This is a genomic window from Halalkalibacter wakoensis JCM 9140, assembly GCF_000513095.1.
Classification (GTDB): domain Bacteria; phylum Bacillota; class Bacilli; order Bacillales; family Bacillaceae_D; genus Halalkalibacter; species Halalkalibacter wakoensis.
The window spans coordinates 1-17,575 of record NZ_BAUT01000080.1 but is presented as its reverse complement, the minus strand read 5'-3'; the positions used below and the strand labels follow the sequence as shown (position 1 = coordinate 17,575).

Annotated in this window: 18 protein-coding genes; 16 read left to right on the top strand and 2 right to left on the bottom strand. The window is 36.0% G+C overall.

The window, feature by feature from the left end; translation table 11 throughout:
* The first annotated feature begins 89 nt into the window (after positions 1 to 89).
* Positions 90 to 491: a hypothetical protein gene (locus JCM9140_RS24720; RefSeq protein WP_174404773.1), complete on the top strand. Its 402-nt coding sequence runs from the start codon at positions 90 to 92 to the stop codon at positions 489 to 491.
* Between the two features lie 160 nt (positions 492 to 651).
* On the opposite strand, the gene JCM9140_RS18980 is transcribed toward JCM9140_RS24720, so the two are convergent.
* Positions 652 to 1,707 carry a LacI family DNA-binding transcriptional regulator gene (locus tag JCM9140_RS18980; protein WP_034750274.1) on the bottom strand — a complete coding sequence of 352 codons (1,056 nt, stop codon included), beginning with the start codon at positions 1,705 to 1,707 and terminating at the stop codon, positions 652 to 654.
* A gap of 514 nt (positions 1,708 to 2,221) precedes the next feature.
* Between JCM9140_RS18980 and JCM9140_RS18975 the strand changes: the two genes are divergently transcribed.
* The 14 genes from JCM9140_RS18975 (at position 2,222) to JCM9140_RS24985 (ending at position 15,291) form a co-directional block, all read left to right on the top strand.
* Entirely contained in the window at positions 2,222 to 3,658 is a 1,437-nt protein-coding gene (locus JCM9140_RS18975) for an L-fucose/L-arabinose isomerase family protein (protein ID WP_034750271.1), read from the top strand.
* Between the two features lie 27 nt (positions 3,659 to 3,685).
* Positions 3,686 to 4,516, top strand: coding sequence for a transketolase (locus JCM9140_RS18970; protein WP_034750269.1), 831 nt, complete (start codon positions 3,686 to 3,688; stop codon positions 4,514 to 4,516).
* Complete coding sequence (locus JCM9140_RS18965; RefSeq protein WP_034750267.1) at positions 4,513 to 5,478, top strand: transketolase family protein; 966 nt, start codon at positions 4,513 to 4,515, stop codon at positions 5,476 to 5,478. The genes JCM9140_RS18970 and JCM9140_RS18965 overlap by 4 nt, the downstream gene beginning before the upstream one ends.
* A gap of 13 nt (positions 5,479 to 5,491) precedes the next feature.
* On the top strand, positions 5,492 to 5,659 hold the full coding sequence (locus tag JCM9140_RS25320; protein WP_369384461.1) for a hypothetical protein: 168 nt from the start codon (positions 5,492 to 5,494) through the stop codon (positions 5,657 to 5,659).
* Positions 5,623 to 6,975: an FGGY-family carbohydrate kinase gene (locus JCM9140_RS18960; protein WP_369384460.1), complete on the top strand. Its 1,353-nt coding sequence runs from the start codon at positions 5,623 to 5,625 to the stop codon at positions 6,973 to 6,975. The genes JCM9140_RS25320 and JCM9140_RS18960 overlap by 37 nt, the downstream gene beginning before the upstream one ends.
* 267 nt (positions 6,976 to 7,242) lie before the next feature.
* Positions 7,243 to 7,728 carry an extracellular solute-binding protein gene (locus JCM9140_RS24990; RefSeq protein ID WP_034750263.1) on the top strand — a complete coding sequence of 162 codons (486 nt, stop codon included), beginning with the start codon at positions 7,243 to 7,245 and terminating at the stop codon, positions 7,726 to 7,728.
* 11 nt (positions 7,729 to 7,739) lie between these two features.
* Entirely contained in the window at positions 7,740 to 8,570 is an 831-nt protein-coding gene (locus tag JCM9140_RS18950; RefSeq protein WP_268870592.1) for an ABC transporter substrate-binding protein, read from the top strand.
* Between the two features lie 114 nt (positions 8,571 to 8,684).
* Entirely contained in the window at positions 8,685 to 9,629 is a 945-nt protein-coding gene (locus tag JCM9140_RS18945) for a carbohydrate ABC transporter permease (protein WP_034750258.1), read from the top strand.
* A gap of 367 nt (positions 9,630 to 9,996) precedes the next feature.
* Entirely contained in the window at positions 9,997 to 10,464 is a 468-nt protein-coding gene (locus JCM9140_RS18935; protein WP_034750253.1) for a carbohydrate ABC transporter permease, read from the top strand.
* Between the two features lie 129 nt (positions 10,465 to 10,593).
* On the top strand, positions 10,594 to 11,421 hold the full coding sequence (locus JCM9140_RS18930; protein ID WP_034750250.1) for an aldo/keto reductase: 828 nt from the start codon (positions 10,594 to 10,596) through the stop codon (positions 11,419 to 11,421).
* A 183-nt stretch (positions 11,422 to 11,604) separates the two neighbouring features.
* Positions 11,605 to 12,501, top strand: coding sequence for an NAD-dependent epimerase/dehydratase family protein (locus JCM9140_RS18925; protein ID WP_034750248.1), 897 nt, complete (start codon positions 11,605 to 11,607; stop codon positions 12,499 to 12,501).
* 114 nt (positions 12,502 to 12,615) lie between these two features.
* The gene (locus JCM9140_RS18920) at positions 12,616 to 13,362 is read left to right on the top strand and encodes an SDR family NAD(P)-dependent oxidoreductase (protein WP_034750246.1); all 747 of its coding nucleotides are present in this window, start codon (positions 12,616 to 12,618) and stop codon (positions 13,360 to 13,362) included.
* A gap of 601 nt (positions 13,363 to 13,963) precedes the next feature.
* A complete protein-coding gene (locus JCM9140_RS24715) occupies positions 13,964 to 14,704 on the top strand; it encodes a reverse transcriptase domain-containing protein (RefSeq protein WP_268870591.1) in 741 nt (246 codons plus the stop codon).
* A complete protein-coding gene (locus JCM9140_RS24985; RefSeq protein ID WP_268870590.1) occupies positions 14,698 to 15,291 on the top strand; it encodes a reverse transcriptase domain-containing protein in 594 nt (197 codons plus the stop codon). Before JCM9140_RS24715 ends, JCM9140_RS24985 begins: the two co-directional genes overlap by 7 nt.
* Before the next feature lie 215 nt (positions 15,292 to 15,506).
* Here the strand turns inward: JCM9140_RS24985 and JCM9140_RS18910 are convergent, their stop codons facing one another.
* Positions 15,507 to 16,145: a hypothetical protein gene (locus tag JCM9140_RS18910; RefSeq protein ID WP_034750245.1), complete on the bottom strand. Its 639-nt coding sequence runs from the start codon at positions 16,143 to 16,145 to the stop codon at positions 15,507 to 15,509.
* Between the two features lie 179 nt (positions 16,146 to 16,324).
* On the opposite strand from JCM9140_RS18910, the gene JCM9140_RS18905 reads away from it, so the two are divergent.
* Positions 16,325 to 17,521, top strand: coding sequence for an ROK family transcriptional regulator (locus tag JCM9140_RS18905; protein WP_034750243.1), 1,197 nt, complete (start codon positions 16,325 to 16,327; stop codon positions 17,519 to 17,521).
* The last annotated feature ends 54 nt before the right edge of the window (positions 17,522 to 17,575 follow it).

The following is a 17,575-nucleotide window of genomic DNA, read 5'->3' as shown; positions in this document are numbered from 1 at the left end:
TTTTTTCGTAAAGGTAAAATTGAGAGTGAGGGTATCTAAGACTGCATATGATAAAATAAAGTGAAAGGATTTTGAGGTGGCATGATGAAGTGGGAAGAGGTTCAAAGATTTATCCTGATCAATATGTATTACTAAACATTTTAGAGTCACATATTGATGGGGATAAAAAGTGTGTTGATGAAGTAGCCTTAATTAAACCTATACCTGATGCGCAAGAGGCCACAAATGAGTTACTCCATGCAAAGCCAGGAACACGGGTGTACCATACGAAAAACGAGGAAATTGTAATTGAGATTAGACGGCGAGCGGCCTTTAGATTGTTTCTAACCATGATTAGAATGAAAAATGAAAACGTCTCACATTACAGAGATACAAGGGACGGATCTTTTGCTACTTTTATTTTGGTAAACGAAAGAAGCAGGAGAAACGGCTCTATACGTCACCCTCGCTCTTCCTTCGTTTATAATAGTTGGAAAGGATATGTGAGTTAAAGCTTGGTGTTTATATTAGCTAGAGTTTAGAGATTATGTGTTAGTTTATGTCAGTAGAAGCTAAAATATTTTAGTAATTAAGCTAAATCGCAAAAGAAGGAGCAACCTCAACGGTTGCTCCTTCTTTGTGATTAATATGAATGAAGTCTTTAATAGAAAACTAACCAACCACGTCTTGTTTAGTAACCAGTTTTATACATGAATTTCTTATAACTAAATCGGTATTGACAAGAGACTTAATCCGATCTGAATCTGGATTATTTATTTGTTTAATAAGGGTTTCTACGGCAAGTGATGCAATTGTATCTTTTTTTACATGAATCGTCGTTAACTCAGGAGTAATCACTTGTGATTCAAATATATTATCAAATCCTATAATTGAAACATCGTGAGGTACTCTAATCCCTAACTCTGTTAGTGACTTAATGACACTTATAGCTATATAATCACATTCACAAAAAAACGCAGTTGGAAGCTGTTTAAGATGGTTAGCAATATTATTTTTAAATCCATCTTGAGAAGAAATAATGGTAGGAGATATTGAAAAAATATTTCTATCGCTTACTTTTAGTCCAGCTTCGTTAATTGCTTGAAAAAATCCTTTCTTTCTCATATCAAAGTTATACATCCTTGAAGAGGATTCTATATAACCAATAGCGGTGTGTCCAAGCTCAATTAAATGCTTCGCCGCATGATAAGCACCGTATACATTGTTCATGACAACAAAGTTTGTGTCCATCGTTTCAAAGCAAGTATCCATGACAACTAAATTAGGTTGGATGCGAGAGACTATTTCAATTTGAGTAGGTGTTAAGTTCGTACCTAATAATAATACTCCTGCGGAAGGCTGATCCTGTTCAAGTTTCGACAACGCCTCCTCAATTTCCTCAATTTTTACTGACGAGACCATAAGGGAATATCCACTTGTTCCAATATGTTCATCAAGATTACTCATTAACTCCATAAAAAATGGGAGAGATTCGTATTGTTCTGTTACTATACCTGCATTTGTACAAGCGACAAACCGTAGGATCTTTGAGTTCGGTTGAAGATATTGATCTGCTTTTACAATAGACCTTGGTATATAACCATGCTCTTGAGCAATTTTTAAAACTTTATCACGGGTTTTTTTACTTACGCCATTTTTACCATTTAAAGCTAACGAAACAGCAGACCGAGAGACGTTGGCTAATTTGGCAATATCATCTATTTTCATAGTAAACCATCACCTACTTATTTTTTATATAAATTTATCTCAGTTAATTATAACATAATCAAGTTTATTTTAGTTGTTTTTTAGTTTTGGTAGTCAATTATTTTTTGAATAAACACATGAAAACAGGTAGGTAATGGCGATTTCATTAGAGTTTGTGGTGGTTTGTTCCGATTGAAGAAACTAAATAAAAAATATTTTAGCTAAAAAAATTTATATTTTATTATTGACGATGTGTTTTGTTGTTGCTATTATAAATGTAAATCGATGAGGTAAATTTAGTTAATTTAGATAAAAATTACACATCTGTGGCAATAAATGATTTTAGTTTCATATACTGTGATGTTTAGTAAGTTAATTGAATGAATCGATATAATGGAAAATAACTATAACGCTATTCGAGGAAACAAAGAGAAAAGAAGATTGAGCTTCTGAGTGAAACGTTATCGTAATTATAGTTACAAAAATGATTAGTACATTTATTGGAAGCGCTTACTAAAAAATGAGGAGGATTAAAATGGAAAAAATTAAACTTGGTTTTGCTCCGACGCGAAGATTTGTTTTTAGTAAAGAGGATGCATATAAATACAAACAACTAATAAGAGAGAAAATAGAAAGTTTTGGTTTGGATTTAGAAATTGTTGACCTAGAGGGAATAAATGAAGAAGGGCTATTATATGAACGCTCGGAAGAAAAACAAATTATTAAGAAATTTCAGGATGCAGAAGTAGATGCATTATTCTTCCCGCACTGTAACTTTGGTACGGAGGATATTGTCGCACGTGTCGCAAAAGCGGTTGGAAAACCAGTCTTACTTTGGGGGCCAAGAGATGAGTCGCCATTAGAGAATGGTATGCGTCTTCGTGATACACAATGTGGAATGTTTGCAACAGGAAAAGTACTTAGAAGATTCAATGTGAAATTTACTTATATCACCAATTGTAGAGTGGACGATTTAACGTTTGAAAGAGGATTTAAGAATTTTATTGCCGCAGCTAATGTAGTGAAACACTTTAATAGCTTACGAATCTTGCAAATCTCAACGAGACCATCAGATTTCTGGTCTGTTATCTGTAATGAGGGTGAATTGTTAGAACGATTTGGCATCCAAGTTCATCCCATTACGCTTGATGATATTCGAAAAGCTACATTAGAAGTAGAAAAAAGTGATAGTAAAGAACTTATTGATGCTATTGATTATATTAAGAAAACACTAGACTGGAGTGCTGTTACAGAAAAGGATGTTCGTAGAATTGCTTCTTTAAAGGTAGCAATGAAGCGATATGCAGCTGACACAGAAAGTACAGCTATTGCTATTCAATGCTGGTCTGCTTTACAAGACCTTATTGGTATAATGCCTTGCTTAGCAAACGCCATCTTAACAGATGAACAAATTCCAGTGACCTGTGAAACCGATATTCATGGTGCGATCACATCGATTATGGTTCAAGCGGCAACATTAAATACACAACCAACATTCTTTGCCGATATTACGATTCGTCACCCTGAAAATCCAAATGGTGAGCTTTTATTCCATTGTGGGAACTTCCCTGTATCTCTTAGTGAAGAGGAAAATCCAAAGTTGAATAAACACTTCTTGTTTGAAGATCATGCACCAGGAACTCATGAAGGGAAAATTAAAGGTGGTGACATGACGCTGGCACGATTTGACGGAGATCACGGTGAGTATTCCATCTTTTTAGGGAAGGCAAAGGGGATTGAAGGTCCATTTAGTCGAGGTTCGTATGTATGGGTTGAAGTAAATGACTGGCCGTTATGGGAAGAAAAATTAGTGAAAGGGCCATACATTCATCATTCAGTTGGAATTCACGCGAACGTAATTCCTGCACTTTATGAAGCGTGCGAATACATTCCAGGGTTAACACCAGACCCTGTTGATCCGACAGAGAGTGAAATCAAGGCTTGGTTACGAGGCAGTGACATTAATAAATAAATAAATGAATCTTTGGAGGGGAATTCGATGGAAGAAATAATCCTGTTAAAAAGAAAAGCAACGGAAATTCGAATGGAACTTTTGAAAATGATCTATGAAGCAAAAACGGGTCATACAGGGGGATCCTTGTCCAATACTGATATTCTAACCGTGCTATATTACAAGATCATGAACATTGATCCGAACAATCCTAATTGGGATGAAAGAGACCGCTATGTTCAAAGTAAAGGCCATGCTGTCGAATCTTATTGGGCGATTCTAGCAGACAAGGGATTCTTTCCAAAGGAAGAATTGGAAACATTCTCTCAATTTAATTCTAGATTAATCGGACATCCAAATAATAAAGTGCCTGGCGTAGAAATGAATACGGGTGCGTTAGGTCATGGTCTTCCTATATCTGTCGGAATGGCGTTAGCGGCCAAATTAGACGGAAAATCCTATAGAGTATACACATTAATGGGAGATGGCGAACAAGCAGAGGGGTCTGTTTGGGAAGGGGCAATGGCTGCTTCGCAATATAAATTGGATAATTTAGTTGCCATTATTGACCGAAATAGATTACAAATTACTGGTAGTACAGAAGAGGTAATGGGAATCGAACCTCTTGGAGATAAGTGGAGAAGTTTTGGTTGGGAAGTCGTTGAGGTTGATGGTAATGATATTGAGCAATTAGTAGATGTTTTAAGTAATACACCTGCTACAAGTGGTAAACCTACTATGATTATTGCTAATACAGTAAAAGGGAAAGGCATTAGTATTGCCGAGAACCAAGTTGGATGGCATCATCGAGTACCTACAAAAGAAGAATACGAGGAAGCCATAAAGGAACTTTCGCAACAATTGGAGGTATTAGTATGAAAAATGTCGCTTTGAAAGCTACACCTGGAAATAAAATTGCAAATCGAAAAGTCATAAGTGATACCTTGTTGGAATTAGGCAAAAAGGATCGAGACATTTTAGTTCTAACTAGTGATTCAAGAGGATCAGCATCGATGGTTCAGTTTGGAGAGGAGCTTCCACAACAAATTGTAGAAGTAGGGATTGCGGAACAAAACATTGTTGGTATGGCATCAGGGTTAGCGCATTCCGGGAAAAAACCATTCGTTGCTTCACCTGCTTGCTTTTTAAGTATGAGAAGTATCGAACAAATTAAGGTTGATGTTGCTTATTCACGTACTAATGTGAAATTAATTGGAATTAGTGGCGGGGTAAGTTACGGAGCATTGGGGATGTCACATCATTCGCTTCAAGATATCGCTGTGACACGAGCGATTCCAGGATTGGATGTTATGCTGCCAGCTGACCGTCATGAAGCTAAAAAAATGATTGAGGCACTAGTTGAATATGAAAGACCAGTCTATATACGAATTGGGCGTAATCCAGTCGAAGATTCATATGTGTCAGAAGATTATGAATTTGAAATTGGTAAAGCTGTAACAATGAGAGAGGGCACAGACATCACTATTATTGCTACAGGGGAAACCGTACGTGTAGCTTTAGACTCTGCTGAAGCATTAGAGGAAGTAGGAGTAAGCTGTAGAGTTATCAATATGCATACTATTAAACCACTGGATGAAGAAGCTATTATAAAGGCTGCCAAGGAAACAGGAAAGATTATCACAATGGAAGAACATAGTATATATGGCGGATTAGGCTCTGCAGTCACAGAAGTAGTTTCCCAAACTTGCCCTATACCAGTCAAGGTACTTGGGATTCCTGACGAACCGGCAATTACAGGAAAAACAGCTGAAGTATTTAAGCATTATGGACTAAGTGTGAAAAATGCTAAAGCGATTGCTTTAGAAATGACTAGCCGGTAATGGGGGTGTATGTATGAACAAACAATACATTCTATCTATTGATCAAAGTACTTCCGGAACGAAAGCTTTATTAGTAGATGAGCAGGGGATGATCATTCAAAAAAAACACTTAGTCATAAGCAGTACTATCCGAAAAGTGGATGGGTGGAACATGACCCGATTGAAATTTATGAAAATGTAAAAAAATTATTAACAGAGATTGTTCATTCACCCCCTACTATTTCTAAGGATATAAAGGCGCTAGCTATAACTAACCAAAGGGAAACCGTCGTTGTATGGGATAAAGAAACAGGGAAGCCGGTCTATAATGCAATTGTTTGGCAGTGTAGGCGTACAACAAATATTTGTAAGGATCTAGTAGAAAGCGGATATGAGAACAAAGTAAAGTCCAAAACAGGACTAACGATTGATCCTTATTTTTCAGCTTCTAAAGTTAAATGGATTCTGGAAAATGTAGACGGTGTGAAACAAAGAGCTAAAGAAGGGCAATTGTTGTTAGGTACGATTGATAGTTGGCTAATTTGGAACTTAACGAATTATGAAATTCATGCAACTGATTATTCGAATGCCAGTCGGACGTTGCTCTTTAATATCCACACTTTGCGATGGGATTATGAACTGTTAGAAGCATTTGATATCTCGCCAAACATGTTACCGGTTGTCAAAGACTCAAATGACATATTTGGGGAAACGAGAGACAAGGAACTTCCTATTTTAAATTTACCTATCACAGGGGTTATTGGTGATTCACAAGGTGCCTTATTTGGTCAGAAGTGTTTTGAGATGGGAATGGCAAAAGCGACATACGGCACAGGTACATCTGTATTAATGCATACAGGAGAACTTGTTAATAGTAACAATGGGTTAGTAACCTCCATTGCTTGGGGACTTGATGGAAAAGTCAGTTACGCACTAGAAGGAATTATAAATAGTACAGGAGACTCCATAAAGTGGATTAAAGAAGATATGGGCTTAGTGCTAGATTTTGATGAGATAGAACGATCTGCAACTTCTATCTCAGATAATGAAGGAGTGTATTTTATCCCTGCTTTTGTAGGCTTAGGAGCTCCTTATTGGAGCCCAGATACGCGAGCAGCCATTTTAGGAATGAACCGTAATACAAATAAGAATCATATTGTAAGAGCTGCACTAGAGAGTATTGCTTACCAAGTAAAGGATGCGATAGAGCTTATGCAATCAGAATCTAACATTGAAATAATTGAATTAAAGGTTGATGGTGGAGCCACTAGTAACCAATTTCTCATGCAGTTTCAAGCTGATTTACTAAACAATACTATTGTTGCATCGCATGTATCGGAATTATCTGCCATGGGTTCAGTCTATTTAGCTGGACTTGGGATAGGGATTTGGAACTCGACCGATGAAATTAAGCAATTAAATCAAGGCCAAGAAGTATTTCGTTCCGCTATGTCAGCTGAAAAAAGAAATAAATATTATTATGAGTGGAAAAAGGCGGTAAGTAAAGTGATAGTATAAGATAGAAGACGTTTGATTAAGGTTAATTGTAACTATTTTATCTTTTATAATTTTTGCAATATTTTAACTATTGATCTGAAAATAGGTTGACATTCGACTAAGACAACTTAGAATTTAACTAAACCTTTTGTTATGAAAGTAGGTGATTCTATGTAAGAGCTTTTTTCAGTAACCGTTTGTATTAGCATAATTGTCAGTGGCTTCACTTATTTTCTAGCTAAGAATTACACCTTTGTGAAAGCGCTTAAAAAGTTTAGGGGGGATCATATGAAAAGACTAATAGTTTTATTTACTGTTATGATTTTTGCTTTATTATTGGTAGCTTGTGGAAACAACGAAGAGACATCCCAACAATCAACTTCTGATTCTGAAAGTAATACAGACTCGAATAGTAATGAAGAGAGTGTTCATCTGACAATGTCAATTGCTGCGGGTCAAAATCCTGAGCGATTTAGATGGGAAGCAGAAGCTTTTACTGAGAAATATCCACATGTCACTGTAGAAGTTGTTGAGTATGAAGAGGATTGGTATAACCAAAATGCAGTTAGACTTTTCAACTCTTCTGATAGACCAGATGTTGCATTCTTTTGGTTAACTGGTTTTTATGATTCAATTGTAAACTCAGGAGCACTCCTTCCACTAGATGATTTATATGAATCTGAAGGTTGGTATGATGTTTTACCTGAAAGCACAGTTGAGGGTGCTATCTCCCAGATGGGCATAAATATGGAGTTGCACACTCTTCTATTATGACACCTTTACTTATGTATAATAAAAAAGCATTTCGTGAAGCTGGGATTGAAGGTGAACCAGAGACAATAGAAGAGTTAATTTCTTTAGGGCCTAAATTGAAAGAAGCAGGTTACATTCCTTGGACTTCAGGTTTAAATAATGCAAGTCAAGCTACACAAATTTTTGATATTATGACTCCGCGTCACGTTACACCAGAATTCTTTCAACAATTACTATCAAAAGAAGTTATGGATTACACTCATCCAGATATGATTGCTGCATTTACAACCATTCAAAAAATGGCTGACGAATTGATGGCTCCAGGAGCAGCGGGTGTTGAAGATCTAGAGGCTCGTTCATTATTTGCTCAAGAAAGAGCAGCTATGTATAGTGATGGTTCTTGGAATTTAGCTCCTTTAAGAGAAGAAGTATCTGAAGATTTCGAATTAGGGATAATGACTTATCCATTGGCACGTGAAGGTAATCAAAGAACCACCGGTTTTTATGACAAGTTAGGCATCGTCGCATTGAAAGATACTGGAAATGAAGAGTGGGCAAAAAAATTCATTGCCCATGTATTAAGTTATGAACAGCAGAGTCGCCTAGGTGAAATTTCTGCTAATACACCTGTTAGAAATGATATTGATGCAGATACTCTCTCGGAAACGTATAGTGAAGATATTGTAAATACGTACAATCGGGCAATGGAGGAGGGGACACATTCCTTGTTTAATCCAATCATGCCTGGTGAATATCGCCATGCGGCAACTCAATTAATACAAGGACTTGTAATGAAAGAATTAACTCCAGAGGAATTCGCAGAGGAATTCACTCAGATGGTTGAAGATATTCATAACAGGTAAATAAGAAGAGAGATTAAATTAATTTGGCATCTCCCATACTAGCATTTTTATATAGGTGGGAGATGCTCTTAAAATGTTTAATCAAAACCTCTCACAAAAAAAGGAGGGAATTCAATGAAAACATCCGTTGTCAAAAACACAAAAGACACTATCACATCTGCACATGTAAAACCAAATAGCTTATGGAAAGAAATGAAAAAATATAAGATCGCTTATGTTTTTATGCTTCCTGCTATTTTATTGATTTCATTTTTTATGTTAATACCTCTTTGCCATTCTATTATTATGAGTTTCTATAGATGGGATGGAATTACCACGCCAACTTTTAATGGTTTATCAAATTATACGCATTTGTTAACAAATAATCATTTTTGGAAAGCCGCATTTAATAACCTGAAGTTTTTAGTTTTGTTTACGGCTTTAACGGTCATATTAGGGTTTGTATTTGCGGTAGCTATTGATCGACGAATGAAAGGCTGGCGCATTTATAAATTCGTATTCTTTATTCCTTTTATGTTAGTAACTGCAGCGCTCGGTATTTTGTTCGCCCAGATTTATGAACCTAGTCATGGTATACTAAACACTTTTCTAGGTAGTATTGGTTTGGAATCCTTGCAACAACTGTGGTTAGGAGATTCCAATATTACGTTATATTCAATCATTGCTGTTGCCATTTGGCAATTAAGTGGATGGACCATGATCTTATATCTTGCAGCTATCGAAGGCATAGATAACCAAGTTCACGATGCAGCAACAATTGACGGAGTTACTGAATGGCAAAGAATGTTTCACATCATAGCTCCTATGGTAAAAAGGATTACTTACATGATCATCCTTCTCCAAATTATTGCATCACTAAAAACGTTTGATCTTATATGGGTCATGACTAAAGGTGGACCTTTTTATGCATCAGAGGTTTTAGGGACGATCTTATACCGTACAGCTTTTGAACAACAACAGTTTGGTTACGCTTCAGCAGTAGCTGTTTTAATGACTATTATCGTTATGAGTATCACATTAATCTATCTAAAATACTCGAAACTATCAGAACAAGAATAGGAAGGGTGTGTTAACGTGTTAAGAGCATTAGGTAGCCGGCCGTATATACTGGGTTAATCATTTGGACTTTACTTATTATTGTTCCATTAGTTTACATGTTGCTAAGTTCTTTTAAAACACATGGAGAGATACTGAGAGCTCCCTTCTCTTTACCAAATACCTTCTCATTTGAAAATTACTACAATGCCATTTTCAACACACCTTTAGGGCAAAACTTTATCAACAGTTTGATTGTAACAGGCGGTTCACTTTTAATCCTAATCATCGTTACGTTATTTGCGGGATATGCTTTATCAAGATTCCCTTTTCCAGGTAACAAAGTTCTGTTAGTGGGTCTCTTTTTCTTATTGGCTATGCTATACATGCCTTGGTTATTCCAATTTATTATTTTATGGATTTAATAGAAGCAAGAAACAACTTGTTTGCGATTATTTTGTTATACGCTACTATCCATTTACCAATTAGCATTATTATCATGAGATCTTATTTCGAATCTTTACCTGTTGCTTTAGAAGAAGCAGCTATGATAGATGGCTGTAATCGGATTAAGGTATTTTTCTACGTAGCACTCCCGTTAGCCAAGGTAGCAATTGCAACCATAGCTATTATTAATGTAGTTGGGATTTGGAGTGAATTTTTATTTGCTTCCGTTCTTTTGACACAACCAGACGCAAGAACATTACCTATAGCTATAGCCACTTTAGGTGTCGGTCAAGCGGCTGACTATGGTTTAAGATTTGCTGGTTTAAGTTTGGCTACAATTCCAATGTTACTTGTTTACTTTCTTTTCTCGAAGAAAATTGTTAAAGGTGTAATGGCAGGTTCGGTAAAATAGTTGTTTTCTAATTTTATTTCAAGAAATCTCTTCTCTGATATAAAGCAACAGGTGGTTCCCTAGCAATTCTTATTTCTTGTACTTATTTGTTGGAGCGGTTACATCATTAAAATAATGGAGGCAAACTTTATGATTGATTCCATATCAGATAGTGTAATTTTAAATAATGGTATAGAAATGCCATGGTTAGGTTTAGGACTTATGAAAATTGTAAATGAACGGAAAATGATAGAAGCTGTAAATGCTGCTTTTGAATCTGGCTATCGAAGTTTGGATACTGCCTCTTACTATAATAATGAACGTGAGGTTGGCGAAGCTATTAAAAGCTCAGGTATGCAAAGAGAGGAAATTTTTATTACAACAAAAGTGTGGAATGATGAGCAAGGATATGAATCAACACTATCAGCTTTCGAAAGAAGTCGAAAAAAGTTAGGACTTGATTATGTTGACTTGTATTTAGTTCATTGGCCTGTAACAGGAATTTTTCATGAAACATGGAAAGCTTGCGAAAAGTTATATCATGATGGTTATATACGAGCAATCGGAGTAAGTAACTTTCAAATTCATCATCTAAAGAGTCTTCTATCTAATTGCAAAGTGAAACCGGTAATAAATCAAGTAGAATATCATCCTCGTTTAACTCAAAAAGAACTAAGGCATTATTGCAATCAAACTGATATTCAAATGGCAGCATGGGGACCATTAATGAGGGGGAGGTTATTTGAAAATCCTACATTGACTGAATTGAGTCAAAAATATGAGAAAACAATAGCTCAAATTATCTTGCGTTGGGATTTACAAAACGAAATAGTAACGATCCCAAAGTCAGAAAAAGCAAACCGCATTAAATCAAATGCCAAAATATTTGATTTCGAAATTGAATCAGAAGATATGGTCATAATTGATGGTCTTAATACTGGAGAGAGAACAGGACCTCATCCAGATTTATTTGTTTAAGTCGTTCAAAACATAAATGTATAAGAGGTAGCGCTATTATATTAAATAAATGGACTTTCACTAAACGAAGATAAGATTTAAACGTTATGAGCTTATGAGAGTAAACAATAAATTGAATCTCAATAATAACACTTTTTCAACACTTATAGAATTGTAGCTTTTTATGATCTGGGGGAGGATATTGTGGATAAAAAAAGAGTTGTAATAACTGGAGGTAGTGGAAAAGCAGGCAATTATATTGTTAAGGATTTAATTGAACAAGGCTATGAGGTTTTAAACATAGATATAACGCCAATGAAAGATAGCGCTGCCAGAACCTTAATTACTGATATAACGGATGCAGGGCAGGTTTTTAATGCCCTTTCAAGTTATACAGGTAAACATGAATTAGATCCATCGATTAGACCTAAGAAAATTGATGCTGTAGTTCATCTAGCGGCAATACCTCGAATATTATCGCACCCAGATAATGAAATATACCGAATAAATGTTATGGGAACATACAATATACTTGATGCAGCCTCTAAGTTAGGTATTAATAAAGTGATTTTTGCCTCGAGTGAAACAACATATGGACTGGTTTTTGCACATGAACATCGTAACCCTGTATACTTTCCATTAGATGAAGAATATCCAGTTGACCCAATGGATAGTTACGCAATGTCTAAAATAATTAATGAAATCACTGCAAAAGCATTCCATGCTCGAACTGGTATGGATATCTATGGATTTCGTATTGGAAATGTTATTGAACCAAATGAATATGATAATTTTCCAGAATTCTTTAAAGATCCAAGTGCTAGAAAACGAATAGCCTGGAGTTATATTGATGTCCGCGACCTTGCTCAAGCATGTCGTTTAGGATTAGAGACAGATGGCTTAGGCTTTGAAATTATGAATGTAACAGCTGATGATGTATCTTCTAACCTTCCTACAATGGATTTGTTAAAGACGTATTATCCAGATGTTCCTATAAAAAAAGAGTTATCAGAATACGAAACCTTATTAAGTAATAAAAAAATTAAAAAATTATTAGGTTTTAAACCAGAACATGCCTGGAGGCGGTATTTAAACCAGTAGTATTTTGCCATTTTACCAAAATGAAAACGCTTCCCACTAACTCACTTTTCTTTATACCTCACAAAACGAATCCAACCTTTGAGAGATCAATATCTATAGAGAGAGGGTAAAATTATGAATTTACAAAACAAAAAGATTGTTGTAACAGGTGCTTCGAAAGGCTTGGGCTTAAGTGTCGTAAAGAGGCTTGCATCAGAGGGAGCGGAGATCATCGCGCATTATAACAGTGGTGAGATAAGTGAAGCACGAAATGCTGCAGAATCGGTGGGGGTTAAATTTACTGCGTTTCAAGCTGACCTATCTAATGAGAAAGAATGCTTAGCCCTCGCTCAAAAAATAATAGAATGCGGAGATATTTATGGATTGGTTAATAATGCGGGGATATGTGTATTTAAAGATTTGTTTGATGTTAAAGTAGATGACTTAGATTTAACATATGCCGTTAACTTTAAAAGCGTATTTATACTGACGCAACAAATTGCTAAACATATGAAGGAAAGGGACATAAAAGGCAGAATAGTCAATTTCTCTTCAATTTCCTCTTTATCTGGTTCTGATACACAGGTGGACTACTGTGCGATGAAAGGTGCAATCAATACATTCACAAAGGCGACTGCGGTGGCATTAGGCCAATATGGTATCACAATCAATGCTGTGTTACCTGGGCCGATTCCAACCAAGCACAATAGTGAATTTTTACTCAACGATGATGTAAAACAGGAATTATTTGAAAGGATGCCCTTGCAAAGCTACGGAGCGCCAGAAAATATCGCGGATGCAGTGATGTACTTTCTTGGAGAACATGCGAACTGGACTACAGGGGCATTGCTTCAAGTTGACGGGGGATTTATGAGTAAATAGAAAGAAACATTTAGATGAATGTATAGAACCAACAATAAACAGAGCTTACATATCTGCTTTCACCGCTTCAAGTTTAAAGTTTAGGTGCCTGTCAGTGCGGCCAAGCTTAGGTCGTCATATATAGCGGGTGTGATTCCCGTCGAGCAAGAGCTAGCCACTCACTTGTAGCGAGTCTTGGAGGGTGTTGGGTAACCGGCACCTTTAAGCGTAGACAGTTAGATTGTGGGCCGAAAGCCAATTAAGGTTGAAGGATATAGCTCCGAAATACCAAAACGAGAAGGCTGATGTATTTGACAGTATAGAAAGCAACATTCTTTTCCTCGAAATGGCAAGAAGGAAAGAGCTTCTCCGGAGTCGATGATCCTCGGCACGTAAGACATTGATATATGACGGCAACTTGGGAGATCCTGCGGGTCTTTTCACCTTACGGTGAAAAGTATGGTGTACAAGTGATAATAAAGCGAGGAAGCCAAATGCCTAGCAGGAAGTCGGATAACAGCGTAGTACTAATGAAGTCGGGTAATGCCGATGGAGGAAAGGCTGTTACTTATTATCGTCCTTAATAGGGAAACATTATCTACACTCGGAGGTAGAAGAAATAATGGAAACAAAACTGGAAAGGATAGCGGAACTAGCTAGAGCTTATCCTAGTATGAAATTTACTTCACTGGCTCATTTATTGGATAAAGACATGTTAAAGCAATGTCATCACGAATTAGCAGGGAAGAAAGCAACTGGAATCAAAGGGATAACCAAAGAAAAGTATGCAGAAAACTTGGACGAGAATGTCGAATACCTAGTAGAAAGAATGAAGAAGAAAAGCTACCGTCCGGTTCCGGTAAGGAGAACATATATCCCTAAACCGGGAACACCAAAGAAAAGACCACTTGGGATTCCGGAATACGAAGATAAAATCGTACAAAAAGGGTTAGCAAAGATTCTAAACGCAATCTATGAACAAGATTTTCTGGACTCTTCCTTTGGATTTCGTCCCAACCGTAACTGCCATGATGCATTGAAAATCTTAAATGTCTATGTCGAAAGAAAATACACGAATTATATTGTCGACGTGGATATTAAAGGATTCTTTGACCATGTTGATCATAAATGGATGATGGAATTTCTAAAACACCGAATCAATGATCCGAACCTATTAAGGGTGATTGCAAGATTCTTAAAAGGCGGATACATGGAAGAGGGAAGGCTCTATCAAACGGAAGAGGGAACTCCTCAAGGTGGGCTGGCTTCTCCGATTCTAGCAAACATTTATCTTCACTATGTTTTAGATCTATGGTTTGAAAAGGTAGTTAGAAAGAAATGTAGAGGACAAGCTATATGGTAAGATATGCAGACGATTTTGTCTGTTGCTTTCAATCTAAAGAAGAAGCATACCATTTCTTTCTTTCATTAAAACAACGTTTGGCTAAATTCGGACTAGAGATAGCAGAAGATAAATCGAAGATTATCCCATTTGGAAGATTCGCTACTAAACTAAGTAGAAAAGAAGGAAAGAAGAAACCTTCTACTTTTGATTTTCTTGGATTCACTCATTACTGCGGTAAAAGCCAAAACGGACACTTTCGAGTGAAGCGGAAGACAAGCAGAAAGAAAATGAGTGGGAAATTAAGACAGTGTAAGGAATGGCTGAAAGCCAATCGACACATGGATGTACGAATGATTATGGAAAGGTTAAGACGATCTTTAACTGGATACTATAATTATTATTGTATAACTGACAATACTCCTATGGTTGATAACTTCCGAGATAAAATAAGAGGTTTCCTATTCAAGTGGTTGAATCGCAGGAGCCAGAAAAGCTCCTTTAACTGGGATAAATTCGAACTGTTTCTTAAGAAATACCCACTTCCTAGACCTAGAGTAAAAGTAAGTATTTACGAACTTAGAGATGAGATTAACTATATTCTGTGAACGGTAATAAGAGGAGCCGTGTGCGGTAGTTCCGCAAGCACGGTTCTGAGAGGGTTGTGGGATACAATTTAACGGAAGTTAAAGAGATCCCCTTCTACTCGACCTGCACGGGATATGTGGAGATCATATCGGTAGTGAGAGGAACTATTACTTACCTAATTGCATAGGGAAGTCAACCTTGGGTGCAGTTCGGATCTCTTACTTATGCTCTTTCGCTACCCGAAGGAAGCGAAAGAACCGTCCCTATGCTCCTTTTCAAGATTCTTTACGTTATTAGTGGTTAATTTAATGTAAGGTTCTAACGATAAAGCTTGATTTAGTAAAAAAACCTCTGTTTTTTGTTTAACCTCTATAGAGGAGTTTAGCAGCTTGATAATGCTTTCTGTAACGGATCTTCTATTAATTTTTATTGGAAATTCAAGAAGCGGTTTGTATTTGTCGTCTGAGAATATTAAATTTTTTATTGCTTTTTTAGGAATTCTAGTTTTCCCTGACAATTCATCTAATTTAAATGTTTGGAGTAATTTATTAACAATAATATATTTTTCATAAAAGTTTGAACGAGCTTTTCCGAGGTAAAGTTGCTTAAGTAATTCCATATATCTCTCATTATCACTATTAAAGTACATAACTGTACAAGTAAAGGGAGTTAATGGATGATTCCTCTTATAATATTGGTAATTCTCGCAATAGGAGATCAATCTATATTTTCCATTTTTCAAAGGCTCAATAACGGACTTTCCTTCCAAATATCCATATGATAAGAAAAAAGAATCTAACCGATCCTTCCCCTCAACGAGTTCAGTTGGCATAAAAACTTCCTGTATCTGAGATGCAATAATCCTGATGTCCATATATTCCTCCTTTTCTAAGACTTTATGAATATATGAAATTGTCCTATGCAAATAAATATTTAGTCATTGATTGACTATGATAAGGTATGACAGTACCGCATGTTTTTTAATATAGACATTGGAAAATTGAAAGTGATAAAATTGAAACAAATTCACTTTGTTAAAGTTGGTGTATAAGCATGCTAAAATCCTTTATAGAAGATGAGCTTCCAAAGCATCAGGTATTTAAAACCGTGTATTTATTAATTCATGATAATGGTCCAATTACCAAAACTGATCTCTTAGAAAAGACAAACTTGAAACAAACAACTTTATTTCGTATTATTGAGCGTTTAGAAAAAGATGAATTAATTGTGGAATCGGGCTATGGAGAATCAAATGGAGGACGTCCGCCGATTTTGTATAGTATAAATGCTCGGTTAGGCTTTATTGTGTCATTACATATAAATAGGATGTTTACTAGAGTGTCTTTGCATAATCTTCACTTTGATTTAATAGATCAAGTTATGATCTCAATGACAAAACTACATACTCCGAAAGTTGTTATTAATGAGATAATTAATAGTATTCATCAGTTCATGAAAACGCACTATTTTTCCGTTGATGAGCTACTAGGTATTGGAGTAGGTGCAATTGGACCCCTTGATCGAGAACGCGGGGTTATTTTAGAGCCCGAGCCATTTGCCGCACCAGGTTGGAAAGACGTACCAATAGTGAATGAATTAAAAAAGCATTTTCCTGTAAAGGTAACACTTGAGAATGGTGCCACACTTGCTGCTCTAGGAGAATACAAAGGAGATAGCTCAGCTTATAAAAATATCCTCTGTTCTATTAATAGTTGGGGGATAGGATGTGGAATTATCTCAAATGGAGAAGTAGTAAGAGCGCATAATGGAAATGTTGGATTGTATGGGCATATGGTTATTGATATTAATGGTGAATTATGTGAATGCGGAAAACGAGGTTGTTTGCAAGCATATACGTCACTTTATGCTATTTTGAAAGATTTAGGTTCTAACTATCTACCTTTAGAAAAAGATATAAATTGGTGTAGAGAAAACACTAATGATTTAATCGAGCAATTAAATCAAGACCGGAAAATAACAAATGAAGCTGTCATGAGATCTGCCTATTATTATGGTGTCGGACTTTCTAATATTATTAATCTTTTTGAAACAGAGCTTGCTGTCTTATCTGGACCTTTAATTCAACTTTACGATGGATACTTTAATAAAGTGAAAGAAGTCACATTACAACATATTACCTTAAACAAAAAGGTGAAAATTGTTCAGGAAAAATCCATGCAATCGAATGCCTCTATTGGAGCGGCTGTTTCTATATTTTCATCTCTATTTGATAATGAAGAAAACGAATAAGTTATATTTTTTAAAAATTCAAAATATATATTTATTTTTTGAGTTAAATCTAAT